Raw genomic sequence first — 19,388 nt, forward strand, 5'->3', positions numbered from 1 at the left:
TATCCCGCATAGTTTATTGATTCAAATGATTACATACAAAGCGAGTGCGGTAGGCATTCAAGTTGTTGTAATCGAGGAATCTTACACATCAAAAGCAAGTTTTCTAGATCATGACTTCATTCCAACGTATGGAACAAATGACCAAAATGCAACTTTTTCAGGAAAACGAATGAAGCGTGGTATGTATCGTTCTGCGAAAGGAATCGAAATCAACGCAGATGCAAATGCTGCGGCTAATATTTTACGAAAAGTAGTCCCGAATGCATGGACAAACGGGATAGAGGGGTTAGGCGTGGAACAGCTCGCTAGTGTGTTAACTCCACTGACGTTAATCGTCCGTTAGGTCAAAACGTTAGAAACCCTCACTTCAAGCTTTGCTAAGTGGGGGAGTGTTCATAACTGTTATAAAGGCTTGTTGTGTTACGATTACACAAGGGGGTATAGAAAATGAATAAGAAAAAAATAGGCATATTTATTTTAGGGTTATTATTTATATTCGTTCCTTTATTTATGTATATCTTTTTAATCGAACACGAAGATAAAGTAGCACTAACACCCGATATGATTTCAAAGGTAACATATCTAGAAACAGATTCGGTTGCTGGGGGGATGATTACAGATGGTGGCCAAGAGGCGAGAGATGTGTTTCAAAAGTTAATCAGTTCAAAAAAAGTAGTAACGCAAAAAGAATTTTTTAAGAAGAGATTTTTTGAACAATCTTCCCACCGTAAAATTGATTTTGTGCTAGATGACGGGAAAAGAATTACATTTCATGTAGTATTGTTTAGCGTTGAACCATACTATGCTGAAGCATATGTTCAATGTGTTGGAAACAAAACGATTTATCACTTAAATAAAGAAGATGCAACAGATATAGGAATGCAATTTATGAATCGATAATTTGCTAACTTTAAAAAGCACTTGTGAAATTTTCAAAAGTGCTTTTTTTAATGAACAAGGATTTTATACACAAATCCCCCATATCAAGAAGGGTAGCTTGATATGGGGGACGCTAAAAAGAAAGAGTAGGAGAAACACAAGCATGGAAGTGAACAGTAAAATGGTCAGAAAAACTTAATTTTCGGAAAACTATAAAGCTGAAGGGTTTTTTCATTTTACTCTTTCTTTATGATATGAGTGTATCATTAAAAAGAAAATGAATCAACGAAAAAAAGACAATATTCTTATTAATTCGACATTTTTCGATAATTTGACACATTTCATTCTAATAGAATTATTTTCTTTAGAATGTGAGTGGGATTATGTCAAAAAAATTATACATGACTAAATTATGAGTGTATAAATTTTTGATAATCCTACTTAAAATGCGTCTATTTTGTGAAAATACATATTGGCACAGTTCTTGCTTGTATGAAATGTGGAAGGAGGGGGGATTTAGCAGTAGTTGTAATAAGAGAATGCTTATTGAAAATACAGGCCGCTGATTCTACGGACATAACTGGGGGAAGCTGTTTTTAATAGAGAGATATATAAAATTTTTAGACTAAAAATTCAGAATTTTCACTATTTTATAAAAAAGGAGAAAATAGCATGGTAAAATACTCAAAGGTTTATAAACTGATGCTTGGTGTGGGACTTGTTACGATGTCATGTAATGGCCTGCAAATTCAAGCAGAGACAAAAGAAAAAAATACGAAGAATGTATTACAAATGGAGCCGGTAGGAATACAGAAATCCGTTGATGAATTAGCGCACTCATCGAACGTGCAAGAAAATGGCTCTTTTACAAAACGGTTAAAGTTAGCTGATTTATCGCAGCGTCCATTAGTGCCAAACGAGAATGCTAAACAGTTAGCTGAAGAAAAAAAATATTCGATGGCTGAATTGAATCAATTAAGCAATAAACAATTAACCGATCTTCTTGTTACGATTAAGTGGTATCAAATTCCAGAATTATTTCAGTTTACGAATGATAGTTTGAAGTTTTATCAAGATGATAGCCGGATGCAAGCAATCATTGATAAACTAGTAGAACAAGGACAAGCTTATACGAAAGATGATTCAAAAGGAATTGAGACATTAGGAGAAACTCTACGTGCGGCATTTTATTTAGGTTTTTATCATGATGAATTAAGTAAACTAAATGAGCGTAGCTATCATGATAAATGTTTACCAGCTTTAAAATCGATTGCAAGAAATCCAAATTTTAAACTTGGTACGTCGGAACAAAACAAAGTTATTTCATTGTATGGAAAGCTGATTGGAAACGCATCAGCTGATGCTGAAGTTATTCAATATGCAGGTGGAATCTTCAAACAATATAACGATAATCTTGCAACTTTCATTGAAGACATAACAAAAGGAAATGCTGTATATGAATTGCTGAAAGGAATTGATTATGAAGTTCAGTCGTATATGTATACTACGGGCAAGGAACCAAAAGATACGATGTGGTATCGAAACATTGATAGTTTTATTAATGAAATCAATCGTTTTGCATTAATTGGTACGGTAACAGATAAAAACGGATGGTTAATTAATAACGGAATTTACTATGCTGGCCGATTTGGCAAGCTCCATAGTACACCAACAAAAGGACAGCAAGTTGTTACAGAAGCGATGCGGATTTATCCATATTTAGGGGAGCAATATTTTGTTGCGGCAGATCAAATTACTACAAATTACGGCGGAGTAGATGCGAACGGAAAAACAATAAATTTAGATCAAATTCGAGAAGATGGTAAAAAGAAATACTTACCGAAAACGTATACATTTGATGACGGAGCAATCGTCTTGAAAGCGGGAGATAAAGTTAGCGAAGACAAAGTTAAACGCTTATACTGGGCGGCAAAAGAAGTGCGATCTCAATTTTATCGTACAGTTGGTAGTGATAAGCCGCTCGAAAGTGGACATGCTGATGATGTGTTAACAATGGTCATCTACAATAGTCCGGAAGAATATCAATTTAACCGTCAATTGTATGGTTATGAAACGAATAATGGTGGTATTTACATTGAAGGAATCGGAACGTTCTTTACATATGAACGTACACCACAGCAAAGTATTTATAGTTTAGAAGAATTATTCCGTCATGAATTTACACACTATTTACAGGGAAGATACGAAGTTCCTGGACTATGGGGACAAGGAGACTTGTATCAAAATGAACGTCTGACTTGGTATGAAGAAGGGAATGCGGAGTTCTTTGCAGGATCAACACGATTAGATAGCGTTGTACCGCGAAAAAGTATAATTGGCGGATTATCTAATGATCCAGCAAAACGATACACGGCAGAGCAAACATTAAATGCAAAATACGGAACGTGGGATTTTTATAACTATTCATTTGCATTGCAGTCTTATATGTATAATAACCGCCCTGAGATGTTCGATAAAATACATGATTTAATTCGTGCAAATGATGTCCCAGGTTACGATGCATACCGCTCTGCATTAAGTAAAGATAATCAATTAAATGCAGACTATCAATCTTATATGCAAATGCTGATTAATAATCGTGATAAGTATACAATTCCGCAAGTATCAGATGATTATTTAGCACAGCATCCTCAGAAAGCGCTTTCAGATGTTACTGCAGATATTACAAATGAAGCGAAGTTAAAAGATGTGAAGGTGACAAAGAATAAATCACAATTCTTTAATACATTTACACTACAAGGAACATATACAGGAAGTGCGTCAAAAGGAGAAACTGAGGACTGGAAAGCGATGAATCAAGCAACGAATGATATGCTAAAACATCTTTCCGAAAAAGAGTGGAGCGGATACAAAACATTGACTGCTTATTTCGTGAATCACCGCGTGAATAGCGCTGGACAAGTTGAATATGATGTTGTGTTTAGCGGCGTGAATACGGAAGAGGATCCTACTGTAGAAAAAGAACCGAATAATGAATTTAATACAGCAAATCCGCTATCTCTGAACATGTTATTACGAGGAAGCCTAAGTGATCAAGATCAAGTTGACCGGTTTGTTATTGATGTAAAGGATCCGAAAGATTTACAGATTACCGTTACGAATGAACAAAACATTGGACTGAATTGGGTATTATATTCTGAATCAGATCTTAATAATTATGCCGCTTATCCAACGAAACGCGACGGAAATAAATTACTTGGAAATTATAATGCGAAGCCAGGGAAATATTACTTGAGTGTATATAAATATGGCGGTGGAACAGGGAATTATACAGTACTGGTAAAATAGTTGAATGAAGAATGAAAGCCAAAACCCACAGAGAAAATAAAATCTTTGTGGGTTATTCTTATTCATCCCGCTATTCGTGGGCAGTAATACTCCCACCTCAAAATTCAGCGGAAGCATTGTCCAGCTCCAGCGGCTAGAACCTCCGGTCGTTTCGCCCCCTCGGACGAGGCAAAAAGCGCCTCTCTGTCAGGGGCGAGGGCGTCCTGCGATTCTGAGCGAGCCGCTTCCGCTTTTCTTAAGAAGTTAGGTAGGAGATAAACTGCCCGTAAAAGCCCGATTGGTTCAACTAATAATCAGTGGGGGATGAAGAAAACCTCCACTGATTAAAGTTTCACTTTATTTCATAAATTGTTTAGGATATGCTCCCGTATGGTTTTTATCGTCACGCCAATCATATGTTTCTTGTTTCGGAATATGTAAAGTTTGATCTCCAATTTTAACTGTAGTTTCATTAAGCCATTCAACAAATGGATCTTTATCTGGATAATTCCAGTATATCGTTTTAGTAGAATTCGTTTTCAGATGGACTAATTCGCCTCTAACATCGTCTGCACTTAATGATCCGCCATCATGGAAATAAGTTTTAATTTTATACTCTCCATTTGGGGACTCAATTGTTCGAATTAGTTTTCCAGTTGGAACACCTTGCAAACTAAAAAACTTCCAATATACAAAACCAACTCCGATAATCAACATAGAAAGTAATACAATTCCTACTTTTCTCTTTGTTTTCTTGATTTCTTTTTGTGCTTTTTTAGTATTCATTTGCTTCTCCTTGAAAAATGGTTATATGTATTTTGTACCATTTTGTGGATAAATTGTAACTATTCAGCTATACATTTCATTTAGAAGTTTTCGGCATATAGATTGCTGCTACGAAGACAAAAATGACAAAGCACCTTGCTACCTTTCTTTGTTTTAAAACTTCGCGCGTGGCAGGAAAGGGCCCTGACCGCTCCTATACATCGCCAGTCCCTCTCGCCCATTTAAAAAAAATGCTTTTTTCTTTTTTTCATAGGGTGATAAAATATTTTTTATCTTTTTGTCACAAACCGCAAATTTGTGGTTTCTTTATAGTGACAGTAGCCAATAAGGAGGAAGAAACGAGTGGAGGTGAAAGCTTCATTGTTAAATATATATGAACAAGATTCAGTTTCCAATATAGAGTTTCAAGATGTATTTAAACAATATTATGCTCACGTTGTGAGACAAATTATGAGGATTGTGCGAGAGCAAGCAATTGCTGAAGATTTAGCGCAAGAAGTATTTTTGCAATTATATCATACAGAATGGAAACAAATTGAAAGTGTATCGGCATGGCTTGCAAAAGCATCTATTTATGCAGCATATAACTATTTACGATCTGAAAAAAGGCATCAAGCAAGAATCGAAAAAGAAGCAAATTATAAGCAGTCAATTAGCAGTCCGTCATCGGAAGAACAATGTATTCAAAAAGAAGAAATTACTCGTGTACAAAGTACATTAAAAGAGATGGATGAGCGTGAACGTACCCTCTTATTAATGAAGTTTTCAGGGTTTCAATATAAAGAAATCGCGGAGGCTACTCATATGGAAGTGTCTTCGGTTGGAACAATGCTAGCACGAGCTAAGGCAAAATTTCGGAAGATGTATAGAGGGATAAAGGAGGAGTGACAAATGAAATGCCAAGATATTGGATTTATTCAGGCGTACTTAGATGGAGAGTTAAACCGCGATGAAAGAAAACAATATATTCAACATCTTGACCAATGTAAATCATGTCAACAGAAGTTAGAAGAAATGAGCAAGCTTAATCAATGGGGACAAGTGGTATTGGATGATGAATTCACAAACGTTGGTCAAGATGTTGATATCGACGTTGATCGAGCTTGGAACACCTTTGAACAAAATATACAAAATCATAAGACGGAAAAAACAAACAGTGAGGAAATTAAAAAGAAGGGAAGATGGGAGAATATGAAGAAATCATCTAAACGTTGGATTACTGCAGCAGCGGCAGCAGCAGTTGTGTGTGTGTCTTTAACAGTTCCAGAAGTACGAGCAGGAGCAAGTAACTTGTTATCGATTTTTCGAGTAAAGGATGTACAGTTCGTTCAACTTACCGATTCGGACTTACGTGAAATTGAAGGATGGATCTCTAAAACGGAAGAAGGAGAGAAGTCCATTAAAGGAATTGGTAAAATAGGAATCAAAGATAATGGAAGCAAAAAAGATGCTCATTTTCAGTCGGATCAACAAGCAAGAGAAGCTGGATATGCTGTCCCAAAAGTGCCAAATGGATACCGTGTAACGAATGTAGATGTGAACCCATCATTTATTATGCAATTTGAACTCGATACAGAAAAAGCTAATAAGTTGTTGAAACAACTACAAAGCAATACGCAGTTTGAGAGTGCTTTGAATGGCAAACAGTTTTCGGTCACAGTTCCGGAATCAGTACGCACACAAATAGAAATTGAGGGCAATCGAGCATCAAGTGGTTTTTCTTATAATGTAATTGATGCACCAAAAATTTCTGTTCCAGAAGGTGTAGATGTTGCGAAATTACAAAAAACAGTTTTAGAGCTTCCGATTATTCCTGGGAATGTGAAAACACAACTTGCAGGTATTCAAGATTGGACACATACATTACCGATTCCTTATGTAGCAAAAGATGCAAAAACATCAGAGACAAAGGTTCAAGGAGTAAAGGCCGTTTTATATAGTGCTGAATATGAAAACGTGTTGATTTGGGAGAAAGATGGGAAAATGCACATGATCGAGCAACATAAAGGGCAAGGGAAAGATATGAATGCAAACGATCTTATTAAACTGGCAAATGAACTAAAATAATGATTGAACAAGAGCGGCTCCGCAAAAAGGGGGCGGCTCTGTTCCTGTATTGAGCGGAGGTAAAAAATGAACCAAGACTGGATTATTCAAACAAAGAATTTAACAAAACAATATAACGGAAAAGGTGGTATCCGCAACATTTCATTAGAGGTGCCGCGCGGTACTGTATTCGGATTTATAGGTCCTAACGGTGCAGGAAAAAGTACGTTTGTGCGAACGATGCTTGGGTTAATTCACCCTGATTCTGGAACAGCACAAATGCTAGGACAGCCGATTGGGACGATTGAATCAAAACGGCGCATTGGTTATTTACCGGAGTTGTTTCGCTATCCTGATTGGCTGACCGGTTGGCAGTTACTTGAAACGCATGCGAAATTATGTGATCTTCCTTTTCGAGAGAGGAAAGCAAAAATGAATGAGGTTATTGAAAAAGTAGGTTTAAAGGGAAGGGAAAAAGAAAAAATTCGCGGTTATTCAAAAGGAATGCAGCAACGTATCGGACTGGCTTGTGCCTTGCTTTCTGATCCAGAATTGATTTTTTTAGATGAACCAACATCAGCACTTGATCCAATCGGGCGAAAAGAAGTGCGTCATCTAATGGAAGAGCTTCGGGACCAAGGAAAGACAGTATTTTTAAACAGCCATCTATTAAATGAAATTGAACATGTATGTGATCATGTGGCGATTATTAATAAGGGAGAGCTAATTATACAAGGAGATTGGCGCTCATTAATGATGATCCAAACAGAAGTTGAAGTAACACTTGGTGAAAAGAGCGAATTATTCTTTAAACAACTGCCTCCGTTTATTAAAAATGTAAGGAAGATAGAAGAACAGCAAAATCGTAAACGTTGGATTATAACTTTGCAACAAGAAAATGACATTCCTAGATTGTTAGAAGTATTTGTATCACTACACATTCCTGTGTATCAGTTAAATCCGGTTCACCCGCATTTGGAAGATGTGTTTATGTACTGGGTAAATAAGAAAGAGGGGACGCAGCATGTGGACAATCGCCAAATTATCATTTAAAGAAATTCTGTTAAAGCGTATTTTTACCATTACGTTATGTATGACTTTTGCCTTTTTAATATTTTATGGAGTGGCCATTCATTATGCTGTCGGTGAAATCATTCCAAACGAATCTAACGGTCTTTCGTCAGCTCAAGACTTTATGAGTAAGAGTTTCTTTTCTACACAACTTCTTGGAATTGGGTTATACTTTTCTTCGTTTATTACTGCGTTGTTAGCTATTTTAAGTAGTGTTGGCAGTATTGCAAATGAAATTGAAAGTCATCAAATTGATACGTGGCTAACGAGGCCAATCTCACGCTTTTCATTTTTAATGGGGAAATGGATCGGCTTATGCTTGTTACTGATTGCGTACGCAGCTTTTTTGTTTATAAGTATCGTGCTCATTCATCAAACAATGGGAGGGAGTACGTTTCATTTAGACTTCACGGCGACACAGATTATAAAAGCATTGGTTCTTTTTTTAATACAGCCCGTTATTTTAATTAGCATCGCGATATTACTAAGCACGCGTATGGCAACATTAAATGCTGGCATTGTGTTAATTATTTTATACGGCACTGGATTTATTGGTGGATTTGTTGAGCAAATCGGTACATTGGCCCAAAAAACAGCACTTGTAAACATGGGCATAATCGCAAGCCTTTTATTCCCAATTGATACGATGTATCGTAAAATGACAATCTATTTATTTGATTCATCAGACGACCCTTTATCAATCGCTTCACAAGGAGTGTTCGGGAGTGTTTCAGCGCCGAGTAACATGATGATTGTTTATGCTGTTTTCTATGTGTTAGCAGCTATTTTTATAGCGATTCGTACATTTAAATCACGTGATTTATAAGGAGGATGAAACTTCAGTGTATTCTCCCAATCCTGTAAAGTATGAGAAATAACCATTTTGATTTTTGGATTAGCATAAGCTTTACTCCACTATTTGCAGGAGATGAAAAAATAATGGCGGAAGATTCACTTTATATATCATAGTTAAAGCTCCTTCAATTGAAGAGAAGGAGCTTTAACTATGAATTTTTTTCTTATTTATTCTTAATACAATTGCTATAATTAGCAATATAACGCCTAATAAACATGTGAGTATTGGATAAAGTAAAGGAAAGAACACGTTTGGATATGCTCCCATTATGTCTGAATGATGCCCCATCGACATTAAACCCGTATCCGAGAAATTAATAAGTTCTACACCAAGATTATGATTACTTCGTTCGGCATAAGTGAAGCGTTTTTCGAAAGAAGTGCCATCTTGATTGATACAAATAATTTTCCATTTTCTTTTTTTCATAGGATCATGATCATTTGTTAATCTCTGCACAAAATAAACTTGCTGTTCATCAGTTCGTTTGTTTTTTACGGTTAATACATCTAACCATGAAAAATACTTTCCACCTTTTTGTCGATTGGAGAGCCATATCTCATCAGGGATAGAAACTTCTTTATTATTTATAAAAAGATGAATCTTAACGATTTCACCAGGAGGAACGTTTTCTTCTGCATCAAAAATAGTAAGTGGTGCTAGTTTATTTGTTTTTTCTTCCTCTATTTTAAGATTGATGCCATTCACATTTAATTCTTGGACATCTAATGAACTTTCAAATCCATCTTTATCTATATAGGCTTCGTGTATTTCATAAGTGTTTTCTATTTTTGTTACAATCCATAACTCTCTTAGTATATGAAACATCGGAATACAAGAAAGAGTGAGTAAGATGAAAGCAAAAATAAAATAAAAACGAGCTTTTTTCATAATTTTTCCCCTAATATAAATATTTGTATGTCATTACATTATCTTTAATTTCTTCTATAATACACCATATTTGTATTTGGTTTGTATAAAACGGTATTTCGAAGTAAAAACCCTTCGGTAATTATTTTTAAAATTTTTCGACATATAAGTTGCTGCTATGCAGAATACATTATGACCTGCACTTGTTTGCTCCCTTTGTTTTAAACCATTGCATGTGGCAAAAAAAGGCCCTAACCGCTTCTATGCATGGCCAGACGCTCTCGCCCACCTAAAAAGAAAAGGCTTTTATGTTAGTCTTTTAACCTATATTTATATAGTTTACATCTCATTATCTGAATGTCACTAACTATTAATCAGTTGCCTTCTTATTTAAAAACGACTACAATTTTACTGTTATATAGGAACGAAAAAATAGAATAGGAGGGGAAATATGCCAAGGAAAGTATGGCTATTAGTAGCCGGGATGATTATTAATGTCACGGGTGCTTCTTTTTTATGGCCTTTTAATACGATTTATTTACATGATCATTTAGGCAAATCATTATCTGTGGCTGGAATGGTATTAATGATTAACTCGTTAACAGGAGTAATTGGTAATTTACTCGGCGGTGTTTTATTTGATAAATGGGGCGGATATAAGTCCATTTTAGTTGGAATTGTAATTACATTATTATCAATTTTAGGTCTTGTATTTTTCCATGGCTGGCCATTTTATATTGTATGGCTTGCGTTAATTGGATTTGGTTCTGGAATGGTCTTTCCGGCGATGTATGCGATGGTCGGATCGGTTTGGCCAGAAGGCGGCCGAAGAGCATTTAATGCGATGTATGTTGGACAAAACGTCGGGATCGCTGTTGGGACGGCGTGTGGTGGTTTAGTTGCTTCTTATCGCTTCGATTATATTTTCTTAGCGAACTTTATTTTATACTTTATTTTCTTCTTAATCGCTTTTATTGGCTTCCGTGGTATGGAGGATAAGAAAGAGAAACGTGTAGCAGTAAAAGAAAAAACGAAAAATGGTTGGCCACTTACACTAGAATTCAAGGCGCTTCTTATTGTATGTGTAGCATATGCTTTATGCTGGGTTACGTATGTACAGTGGCAAGGAGCGATTGCGACGCACATGCAGGAGCTGAATATTAGTCTTCGTCATTATAGTTTATTATGGACGATCAACGGAGCGATGATTGTTTGTGCACAGCCATTAATAAGTATGATTATTCGCGCGATGAAACGTTCTTTAAAACAACAAATTATGATTGGAATTGGTATTTTCGCAGTGTCGTTTATCGTGTTAAGTCAAGCGCAGCAATTTACAATGTTCCTTGTCGCAATGGTGACATTAACAATTGGTGAATTATTTGTCTGGCCAGCTGTGCCAACGATTGCGAATATCCTTGCACCAAAGGATAAAATCGGTTTCTATCAAGGTGTTGTAAATAGCGCAGCGACTGTTGGGAAGATGTTTGGACCGGTTGTTGGCGGCGCAATTGTAGATTTGTATAATATGGAAGTATTGTTTATAGCGATTATGGTCATGCTTGTAGTAGCTATTATCGCAACGAGTATGTATGATAAGAAAGTACGTGTTGAAGAAGCAGAAGAAAAAATTGCAGTTTAGTTTGACGGAACATGCAACTTGTTTTAGAATATACTTTAAATAACTCATATGTAATAACAGTGAGAAGGAGTAGTAGTAATAGAAGCTGGTTTAGAGAGTTGACGGTCGGTGCAAGTCAATCCACGTTTCGTTATGAACTCGCCTTTGAGTTGCAGTTGTGAAACAAAGTAGCAATTGCCGTTTATCCACGTTACGGATCTAAGCGAATGTATTATTACATTAATTTAGGGTGGTACCGCGGGAATATAACCTCTCGTCCCTTTTCTGGGATGAGGGGTTTTTTGTATTTTTGGCGGTGAAAAAATATAGAAAATTTGAATGGAGGGTATTTCATGAGCTTCAATCATCAAGAAATTGAAAAGAAGTGGCAAGCGTATTGGGAAGAAAACAAAACATTCCGTACGCCAGATGAAACAGACAAACCAAAATTTTACGCACTAGATATGTTCCCATATCCATCAGGTGCAGGGCTGCACGTAGGGCATCCAGAAGGATATACAGCAACGGATATTTTATCTCGTATGAAACGTATGCAAGGTTACAACGTTCTTCATCCAATGGGATGGGATGCATTCGGTCTTCCAGCAGAGCAATATGCACTTGATACTGGAAATAGCCCAGCAGAATTTACAGAGAAAAACATTAACACGTTCCGTAATCAAATTAAAGCATTAGGCTTCTCTTACGATTGGGACCGTGAAGTAAATACGACAGATCCAAACTACTACAAATGGACACAATGGATCTTCTTACAGCTATTTGAAAAAGGATTAGCTTACGTAGATGAAATCCCTGTAAACTGGTGCCCAGCACTTGGTACTGTACTTGCGAACGAAGAAGTAATCGATGGCGTGAGTGAGCGCGGCGGACATCCTGTTGAGCGTCGTCCAATGAGACAATGGATGCTGAAAATTACAGCTTATGCAGATCGTCTACTAGAAGACTTAGATGAGCTTGATTGGCCAGAGAGCTTAAAAGATATGCAGCGCAACTGGATTGGTCGTTCTGAAGGTGCAGAAGTTCACTTCGCTATCAACGGTACAGATGAGAAATTTACTGTATTTACAACACGTCCGGATACATTATTCGGTGCAACGTACTGTGTACTGGCTCCAGAACACGCACTTGTTGCCGAAATTACAACAGAGAAGCAAAAAGAAGCAGTAGAAGCTTATATTGATTCTGTAAAAGCGAAGAGTGATTTAGAGCGTACAGAGCTTGCGAAAGAAAAAACAGGTGTATTCACAGGTGCTTATGCGATTAACCCAGTAAACGGTGAAAAATTACCAATCTGGATCGCTGACTATGTGCTTGCAAGCTATGGAACAGGTGCAGTAATGGCGGTTCCAGCGCATGATGAGCGTGATTATGAGTTTGCGAAAACATTTGATCTTCCTATGAAAGAAGTTGTAGAAGGCGGAGACATTACGAAAGAAGCACATACAGGTGATGGTGCACACATTAACTCTGCATTCCTAGATGGATTAAATAAAGAAGCAGCAATTGTGAAAATGATTGAATGGCTTGAAGTAACAAGTGCAGGAAATCAAAAAGTAACATATCGTCTTCGTGACTGGTTATTCAGCCGTCAACGTTACTGGGGTGAGCCAATTCCAGTTATCCATTGGGAAGATGGCACAATGACAGCTGTGAAAGATGAAGAATTACCATTAGTTCTTCCGAAAACAGAGAACATTCGTCCATCTGGTACAGGTGAATCTCCACTTGCGAACATTGATGAGTGGGTAAATGTGGTTGACCCTGAGACTGGTAAAAAAGGTCGCCGTGAAACAAACACAATGCCGCAATGGGCAGGTAGCTGCTGGTATTACCTGCGCTACATTGATCCAAACAACAGCGAAGCACTTGTAGATCCTGAAAAAGTAAAACAATGGCTTCCAGTTGATATTTACATTGGCGGTGCGGAGCATGCGGTACTTCACTTACTATATGCGCGCTTCTGGCATAAAGTATTATATGATATCGGTGTAGTTCCAACGAAAGAGCCGTTCCAACAACTATTTAACCAAGGTATGATTTTAGGAGAAAACAACGAGAAAATGAGTAAATCAAAAGGTAACGTTGTAAATCCTGATGATATCGTAGCAAGCCACGGTGCAGATACACTTCGTTTATACGAAATGTTTATGGGACCATTAGATGCTTCCATTGCTTGGTCTGAAAATGGTCTTGACGGAGCACGTCGTTTCTTAGATCGTGTATGGCGTCTATTTGTTCAAGATAACGGTGAACTAAGCGAGAAAATTACAGATGCACCAAACAAAAATCTTGAAAAAGTATATCACCAAACAGTGAAGAAAGTAACAGAAGACTATGAAGAGCTTCGCTTTAACACTGCAATTTCTCAAATGATGGTATTCATTAACGATGCATATAAAGCAGAAACACTTCCGAAAGAATATGTAGAAGGTTTCGTGAAAATGCTAGCGCCAGTTGCACCGCACGTTGCGGAAGAACTATGGAGCAAGCTTGGATATAACGAAACAGTTTCATATGTAAGCTGGCCAACATTTGATGAGTCTAAACTTGTAGAAGATGAAGTGGAAATCGTTGTTCAAGTCATGGGTAAAGTACGTGCGAAGTTAACAATGAAAAAAGACGCATCAAAAGAAGAAATGGAACAACTTGCAGTTGAAGCAATTAAAGAACAAATTGAAGGGAAAACAGTTCGTAAAGTAATTGTTGTTCCTGGAAAACTTGTAAATATCGTAGCAAACTAATGAGAAAGAGCACCTGTTTTTAGGTGCTCTTTTTATGTTTTATACGGGATGGAAGAACTCAATTTTAGAGAAGACAAACACCTATTTTCCTTTTCGCAATATGATAACTAAGGCAAAGCCAATCGTGAAGAAGAAGGTGAATCGAATGAATTATAATGAACAACGACAAATGCCGAATCCATACGGTATGGGGGGATTTCCACCGGCACAAGTAGGGCATTATCCACATGGAGGATATCCTTATGGCTATCATCATGTAGGGTATCATCCATATCATCCACATCACCACCATTATCATGGCTATCAACATGTTATTTATCACCCACATCATCATCATCATGGCCATCATTATGGAACGCCGTATCAAGGCCAATAAAATGTAAAATTAATCAATTATGTAAAATCTCCTTCCATGCAAGGAGATTTTTTAATTGGGAATGATAAAAAAGAAGGAGGTGTTACATATGGGAAAAGGTAGAAGTAACAATACTGGTCAAAGACAGCCTAATTTCGATACAAATGCTTCGAAAGGAAAGCAACCCCAAATGGGAGATTCGAAAAAGAAATAGAGAAAAGGAGCCATTTAACAGGTGGCTCCTTTTCAAATGGAAATCATATATTATTTTTTTGCTTCTTGACGCTGACGCTCGATTTCCGCACGAAGTTGTGGTTCTGGTGCTTCCCATCCTTCAGGTTTTAAAATTTTGCCGTCACCTTCGCGGAAGCGTGGTTTACCGTCTGGGAATAATTTTGCCATGTTTGCATTATTAACAATTTCAAATCCTTTATCAGGGCGTACACCCATTTCAGCAAATGTTCCAAATGCAAAATAAATTAAGTCAATTAGTGCATCATATTGGTCTTCCACTGTGTTTGCTTCTAAGAACTCTTCTAGTTCTTCTTGCATGAAGCTCGCACGAATTTTTGCACGCTCTTCTGTTAATTTTGTTGGTGCATCTGCAACTGGGTGACCGAATACTTCATGCATTTTCGCAACAAGTTCGTAACCTTTATCTAAACCCTTTTCGTTTGTCATGTTGTTTCATCCTCTCTCGTTTTTGTCCGATTGTTATTGTAACATGATTTTGATTAGGGCAGTGTACATTCTACTTTTATAAATGCTATTCCTTTTTTTCTATTAAGGATAACGCGATATCTATTCCAAACATTCCAATGATAAGAATTGGCACTGTTACAAGGAGATAACGAGTAAGCGAGGCATTTTTTAAATAGGTATGAGCAAATAAAAAGACAGTACAAAAGAGAATGATATGTAACATAGGCTTTATTAATTTTTTAGGCATGAGATCCCCCCGTTTAAAACTCTTACCCTTTAGTATATGGAATGAAATGTAATATGAAAAGCCATTTTGAGGGGAAGCCTCTTTCCGGTTTCGAATTAGGAAAGAGGATGAAATATTTATTCAATAACTCCTGAATTTGTAATATCAACATCATATTGTACTTTTACAGGAACGTCTTTGTACATTTTTCTCCATTCCTTTAATTGAAACGGTCGGTAGTGCTGTTTAAATCTCGCACCTAAAGCGAGTGGATCTGCACCTAGAGATTGAAGCTTTTTTACTAATTTTTCTCCATCTGTATTCAAACTCTTTACAATGTCTTTTCGTATTTTTTCTACATTTTTTTTGTTTTCTAAGTTGGTATGCTTCGAAATTTCCTGAATACGAGCTGCCATTTTTACGTGAATAATAAAGGAAGGCTTTCCGTCCTTTACATATACATGATAAGAAGGAGAGGAACGAATGTTGTTAATCGTTGTGTAGCCTAACTTTGTTTTAAATTCATGTGAGTCGAGTTGACTTTTATCGAGCAGCGTTTTAAGAAGAAACATATCTTTTTCTTCTACTTTTCCCACATATCTATCTTGTTTGAAAAGAGCTATACTGGTAATTTTAATGCTGTTCTTTTTCTTTTTTAATATAGGCATATATGTATCTTGACCTTCACGATAATATCGGAAAGTTTGCATGTATAAATTATCGCTTGGTACGTCACCTGATTTCATATTCTGTTCTAACATTTTTTTGATATAGATTGCTACGTTAGAAGCAGTGTTGTATTTGCCTAATAAAAGTTTTTTGCCTTCTCCATTGCCGCCTCCTTCAAGGATACCAATATATACTAAGTTTCCAATATTCACATCGCGAATCAGCGTATCAAATACACTAGAAAGGCCTTTTTTAGCTAATTTTTCTGTGAAAAGAGTAACGCGTATTTGCCCGCTTGCAAGAGGTTGTCCCGATTCTAAAGAGGTTGTTGTTTTCACTTGTTTAATTGTATTTCCGTAGCCTTGAAGTACTTGTACTTTGTTCCCTTTTCTCTGAATTGGACAAACGTAAGTCACTTGTAATCTTTCACGGTTTGAATCTGTATTTGGAGCGACATCGAAAACAGCACCTTGAATGAGGCTAATGTCGTCAATGATACTTTTTGGGACACATGCTGTTGTCAAAAATAAGCATAAACAAAAAAGGAATATTACTTGCTTCTTAAAGTTTTCCATTTCTTTTTCACCCACATTATGAGAAATAAGATTGGGATGTACACAAAAACAAGCCAAAAGCTTGCTTTGGAGATATAAGTAATAAAATTATTGATGTCATGGCGTTCGGTTAGGAGTTGTGAAATGACGACAGTTATAAATAATAAAGAAATTAATATGTACTTTTGTTTGACATGAAAGACTTCGTATAATCCTCTTGTTGCAGCCCATAATGGTAAGATAATACTTGTAATGACAATGAGTGCATAGCCAGAAATCGCAATATATTCTAGGCGCTCGATGAAAGGAAGGTGAATGACTTGTGTGATCGATAGCTGCGACCAAATTGTTTTTGACAATTGTTTTTCGCTAAAGAATGTAAAAGCAAGGATTGTACTTAATAAATATAAAAAGTTAGAAAATAAAATACCATATTGTGCAAATTTATGAGATTTCTCAGGCGTTTTGATAAAGGGATACATCATCAAAATAACTTCAAAACTAATCATTGTATAAGTTGATGCTTGAGCCGCTTTTAAAATATCTCCAAAAGAATGAGAAAATATAGGAAGCAGGTTTCCGAAATTTGCATATTTAATAACTATAAATAGCTGCATGATATATCCACATGTAGCAATAACAGAAATGACACAAATGCCGGTCATAACCCGAAAGCCAGATGAAATAATGTAATAACTAAGTATGGATAAAAAGATTGTTACTTTCCATGTAGCTGCCGTTGGGAACATCCAAACTTGAATAATCTCTACGTATGTGCGCATAACGGAGACACTGACAAGAAAGAAATATGCCATAAAGATTAGATTGAATGCATTTCCTATCCGTTTTCCGAATAGATGATGATGCAATGTAATCAAATTTCCATTTATACTTTCTAATAAATAGTAAATCATCCACATAATAATATGAATGATGATACCTGCAATAATAACGCCCATCCATGCATCGTATCCGGCCGCTTTTGCAATAACACGTGCAAATCCAAGAACACCAACACCAAATTGCGCGCTATGGACTAAGAAAAAAACAAAAATGGGAGATACTTTATAGTTGATTTTAACTGTACTCATATGCGCTCCTCACTTTTTACTCATCGAAATCTGTCATCCGTTTTTGAAACACTTCCTTTATATAACGCCCAGCATGTTGTGGCCTTGCTTGAACGCCGCGCTTATCTATTTTAGATAATGGCATTCGTACGAAAGAGTCTTTCGTCGACTGCTTGCGAAATGGATAAACAAACCCATACGGCTTTCGAAGAGATGATAATCGAAAAAGCCGTGTTAATAGAAAGATAAATCCTAAAGAAATTCCAAATAATCCCCATAACTCAGCAAGTATGAGAAAGGGAAAGCGAAGTAAACGAACGGCATTGCCCATTTGATAAATCGGTGTAATAAACGATGCAAGCGCAGATAAAGCGACAATGATTAGCAAAATATTACTTGTTAATCCTGCTTGGACAGACGCTTGTCCAATTACGATACCGCCTACAATGCCGAGCGTTTGCCCGACTTTCACTGGTAATCGTGCTCCTGCTTCCCGAAGAAGATCAATAGCTAACTCTAGGAAAATGGCCTCTATTATAGGCGGAAATGGTACTTGTGCCCGCGATAAAATTAATGTCTCCAGCAAATCACTTGGAATTAATTCATAGTGATAACTAAGCACAGCTACATATAGGGGCGTTGCACAAATGGAAAACGTAACTGCGACAAAACGTAATAAACGGGAAAAAGTTGCATAAAACCATGACACGCTGTAATCCTCTGGAGAGATGAAGAAATCCAGTAGAGATACAGGTGATAACAAAACATTTGGTGAGCCATCAACAAATGTAGCAATTTTTCCATCAATGAGCCCGTTGCTGACACGATCAGCCCGTTCTGTATTAATAAATGTTGGGAAAATAGATGTATTACCCATGAGCTGGGGAATATAATAGCTATCATTAATTTGTTCATACTTAATTGTGTTTAAGATATCTTCTAAATATGTAACATTTTCTTTTTCTGCTACATTGCTTAAATACATGATAACGACTTTCGTTTTGGATAATTCTCCAACTAATAGTTCTTTTGTTTTTAATTCAAGAACTGGCAACCGTTTTCGAACAAGATTAATGTTTGTGTCGATATCCTCTACGAATCCTTCTTGCGGTCCTATAACTGTTGATTCGTTAAATGGTATAGTTGGTAATCTATATTTTTCAATTGCAATGTTTGCAAGTAGACATTCCGTATCATGTTCTTGTAGTTGAATGATAGCATGCCCCTTTAAAACCATTTCTTCAATTTTTTTTACGTCACTTGTAATAATGAGTCCGCTGATTGGAATCATTGCTTTTACTTCTTCTAATGTTGGTGCAGTATGATGCAATAAAGCAGGCATTAAATAATTCTGTAATCTCATACCATCCATTGACGTACGAAAATATGAAATCCAATACGGTTTAGTAGGGTCTTCAGAAGTATGATAGTGAACAAAGTCGCTTGATTCTCGTAATTTTTGGATCAATTCTTGTAGTGAATGAGCGGTTTCGTGCTCTGGCTTACTAAAATCGAAAATGTTGTTTTGACTTTGCTTTGATTGTTGGTTTGCTTGCTGCTTGTTGTTTTGAGTTTGTTGCTGGTTTGTCTGCTGCTTGTTGTTTTGATCCTGCTGTTGGTTTTCTTGCTGTTTATT

The 19,388-nt window shown here is 36.6% G+C and carries 16 protein-coding genes, 1 pseudogene and 1 other annotated feature; of the genes and pseudogenes, 10 read left to right on the plus strand and 7 right to left on the minus strand.

From position 1 onward, the window contains the following. The 3 genes and pseudogenes from BM211_RS23900 to BM211_RS23910 all read left to right on the plus strand — a co-directional run. A pseudogene (locus BM211_RS23900) lies at nucleotides 1-343 on the plus strand (zinc ribbon domain-containing protein); the annotation flags it as partial. A gap of 104 nt (nucleotides 344-447) precedes the next feature. After that, nucleotides 448-900: a hypothetical protein gene (locus tag BM211_RS23905; RefSeq protein WP_090999925.1), complete on the plus strand. Its 453-nt coding sequence runs from the start codon at nucleotides 448-450 to the stop codon at nucleotides 898-900. Between the two features lie 651 nt (nucleotides 901-1,551). Next, nucleotides 1,552-4,188, plus strand: coding sequence for a collagenase ColA (locus BM211_RS23910; protein ID WP_090999927.1), 2,637 nt, complete (start codon nucleotides 1,552-1,554; stop codon nucleotides 4,186-4,188). A gap of 336 nt (nucleotides 4,189-4,524) precedes the next feature. On the opposite strand, the gene BM211_RS23915 is transcribed toward BM211_RS23910, so the two are convergent. Continuing rightward, nucleotides 4,525-4,953, minus strand: coding sequence for a DUF5412 domain-containing protein (locus tag BM211_RS23915; RefSeq protein WP_035436085.1), 429 nt, complete (start codon nucleotides 4,951-4,953; stop codon nucleotides 4,525-4,527). A 342-nt stretch (nucleotides 4,954-5,295) separates the two neighbouring features. On the opposite strand from BM211_RS23915, the gene BM211_RS23925 reads away from it, so the two are divergent. The 4 genes from BM211_RS23925 to BM211_RS23940 all read left to right on the plus strand — a co-directional run bounded on the left by BM211_RS23925 (nucleotide 5,296) and on the right by BM211_RS23940 (nucleotide 8,896). Then, nucleotides 5,296-5,841, plus strand: a complete 546-nt coding sequence (locus tag BM211_RS23925) for an RNA polymerase sigma factor SigX (protein ID WP_081904949.1) — start codon at nucleotides 5,296-5,298, stop codon at nucleotides 5,839-5,841. Nucleotides 5,842-5,844: 3 nt separating this feature from the next. Next, nucleotides 5,845-7,020: an anti-sigma factor family protein gene (locus BM211_RS23930; RefSeq protein WP_090999929.1), complete on the plus strand. Its 1,176-nt coding sequence runs from the start codon at nucleotides 5,845-5,847 to the stop codon at nucleotides 7,018-7,020. A 66-nt stretch (nucleotides 7,021-7,086) separates the two neighbouring features. After that, nucleotides 7,087-8,052, plus strand: a complete 966-nt coding sequence (locus tag BM211_RS23935; protein WP_090999931.1) for an ABC transporter ATP-binding protein — start codon at nucleotides 7,087-7,089, stop codon at nucleotides 8,050-8,052. Then, nucleotides 8,024-8,896 carry an ABC transporter permease gene (locus tag BM211_RS23940; protein ID WP_090999933.1) on the plus strand — a complete coding sequence of 291 codons (873 nt, stop codon included), beginning with the start codon at nucleotides 8,024-8,026 and terminating at the stop codon, nucleotides 8,894-8,896. Before BM211_RS23935 ends, BM211_RS23940 begins: the two co-directional genes overlap by 29 nt. Before the next feature lie 174 nt (nucleotides 8,897-9,070). Here BM211_RS23940 and BM211_RS23945 read toward each other — a convergent pair whose 3' ends face one another. Further along, on the minus strand, nucleotides 9,071-9,814 hold the full coding sequence (locus BM211_RS23945; RefSeq protein ID WP_035436076.1) for a hypothetical protein: 744 nt from the start codon (nucleotides 9,812-9,814) through the stop codon (nucleotides 9,071-9,073). Between the two features lie 430 nt (nucleotides 9,815-10,244). Here BM211_RS23945 and BM211_RS23950 point away from each other — a divergent pair, with 430 nt between their 5' ends. From BM211_RS23950 to BM211_RS23960, 3 genes are all read left to right on the plus strand, one after another. Further along, nucleotides 10,245-11,435, plus strand: a complete 1,191-nt coding sequence (locus BM211_RS23950) for an MDR family MFS transporter (RefSeq protein WP_090999935.1) — start codon at nucleotides 10,245-10,247, stop codon at nucleotides 11,433-11,435. Between the two features lie 50 nt (nucleotides 11,436-11,485). Beyond that, nucleotides 11,486-11,699 (plus strand) — a binding site (T-box leader). A gap of 68 nt (nucleotides 11,700-11,767) precedes the next feature. Then, on the plus strand, nucleotides 11,768-14,176 hold the full coding sequence (leuS, locus tag BM211_RS23955; protein ID WP_090999937.1) for a leucine--tRNA ligase: 2,409 nt from the start codon (nucleotides 11,768-11,770) through the stop codon (nucleotides 14,174-14,176). Nucleotides 14,177-14,276: 100 nt separating this feature from the next. Further along, complete coding sequence (locus BM211_RS23960) at nucleotides 14,277-14,552, plus strand: hypothetical protein (RefSeq protein ID WP_218160825.1); 276 nt, start codon at nucleotides 14,277-14,279, stop codon at nucleotides 14,550-14,552. Between the two features lie 243 nt (nucleotides 14,553-14,795). On the opposite strand, the gene BM211_RS23970 is transcribed toward BM211_RS23960, so the two are convergent. The 5 genes from BM211_RS23970 to BM211_RS23990 form a co-directional block, all read right to left on the minus strand. Then, nucleotides 14,796-15,212 (minus strand): pyrophosphohydrolase domain-containing protein, encoded by a 417-nt coding sequence (locus tag BM211_RS23970; protein ID WP_035436070.1) that lies wholly within the window; start codon nucleotides 15,210-15,212, stop codon nucleotides 14,796-14,798. 85 nt (nucleotides 15,213-15,297) lie between these two features. Further along, complete coding sequence (locus tag BM211_RS23975) at nucleotides 15,298-15,480, minus strand: hypothetical protein (RefSeq protein ID WP_035436067.1); 183 nt, start codon at nucleotides 15,478-15,480, stop codon at nucleotides 15,298-15,300. Nucleotides 15,481-15,596: 116 nt separating this feature from the next. Further along, nucleotides 15,597-16,703: a Ger(x)C family spore germination protein gene (locus BM211_RS23980; RefSeq protein WP_035436065.1), complete on the minus strand. Its 1,107-nt coding sequence runs from the start codon at nucleotides 16,701-16,703 to the stop codon at nucleotides 15,597-15,599. Further along, a complete protein-coding gene (locus BM211_RS23985; protein WP_035436063.1) occupies nucleotides 16,679-17,773 on the minus strand; it encodes a GerAB/ArcD/ProY family transporter in 1,095 nt (364 codons plus the stop codon). Before BM211_RS23985 ends, BM211_RS23980 begins: the two co-directional genes overlap by 25 nt. Nucleotides 17,774-17,789: 16 nt before the next feature. Next, nucleotides 17,790-19,388: spore germination protein (locus tag BM211_RS23990; protein ID WP_090999939.1), on the minus strand; the 1,599-nt coding region annotated here is incomplete at its 5' end.

This window comes from Bacillus sp. 491mf (assembly GCF_900112415.1).
GTDB lineage: Bacteria > Bacillota > Bacilli > Bacillales > Bacillaceae_G > Bacillus_A.